The sequence below is a fragment of the Lyngbya sp. CCY1209 genome, assembly GCF_055795065.1.
Map to the genome: position 1 here is coordinate 1 of NZ_JAYFER010000409.1, position 1052 is coordinate 1052.

The following is a 1052-nucleotide window of genomic DNA, read 5'->3' on the forward strand; positions in this document are numbered from 1 at the left end:
AACCTGGCCCGCCTCGGCATCGGCGTCGGTGCCGGGGGCGAGGTGATAGACACCTATCCCTACTACGCGATCGGCATGGTCCACCTGATCAGCTCGGCATTTTTGGGCGCCGGCGGCATCTTTCACTCCCTGCGGGGCCCCGCCAAGCTGGAAAGCAAATTTCCCTTTTTCGGCTATCGCTGGGACGACACCAACAAGATGACCGATATTTTGGGCATCCACCTCACCCTGTTGGGCGTCGGCGCGTTCTTGCTGGTGGCCAAAGCCATGTACTTCGGGGGATTGTATGACCCCACGGTTCAGGACGTGCGCCTGATAACCGACCCCACGCTGAATCCGGCCACGATTTTCGGCTATTTGTTCGGCACGGAAGGCCGCTTTTGGCTGGCGGGGGTCGATCGCCTCGAAGATGTCGTCGGCGGTCACATCTGGATCGGCGCGATTTTGATCCTCGGGGGGATCTGGCACATCGCCACGAAACCCCTGCCTTGGACGAAAAACCTTTTTGTCTGGTCCGGAGAAGCTTACCTCTCCTACAGCATCGGCGCCGTCAGCCTGATGGCCTTCGTGGCGACCCTGTTCGTTTCGGTGAATTCCCTGGTGTTTCCCACCGAATTTTACGGCCCCACCCTCAATCTCGTCTTCGATCGCTTCCCGATCTTCGTCAGTCCCGACGGGGTGGCGACGAACCGGGTCTGGCTGGCGAACGCCCACTTCTGGCTGGGATTCTTCTTCCTGCAGGGACACATTTTCCACGCCCTGCGGGCCGCCGGCTACAGCTTTAAAGAAGGCCGGGTGATCGAATCGACTCGCGGGGAGGTCAGCTAACCATGACCGTCACGCAACCGAATCTCCTCAAACCGCTGGGCTTCACGGCCGATACCGACGCCCCCAACACCTTCGTCCCCACTTCCCGCGATCCCTACTCTTGGTGGGCGGGCAACTTCCGCTTCGCCGACCTGTCGGGCAAGCTGCTGGGGGCCCACGTCGCCCACGCCGGACTGATCGTCCTGTGGGCCGGGGCGATGACCCTGTTTGAACTCAACCAGTTC

Annotated in this window: 1 protein-coding gene and 1 pseudogene; both read left to right on the plus strand. The window is 61.2% G+C overall.

Annotation, left to right across the window (positions count from 1 at the left end):
- A partial coding sequence (locus AC0QHF_RS12120; protein ID WP_324704475.1) for a chlorophyll a/b binding light-harvesting protein occupies nucleotides 1–828 on the plus strand: 828 nt, incomplete at its 5' end.
- 2 nt (nucleotides 829–830) lie between these two features.
- Nucleotides 831–1052 (plus strand): annotated as a pseudogene (locus tag AC0QHF_RS12125) (chlorophyll a/b binding light-harvesting protein); the annotation flags it as partial.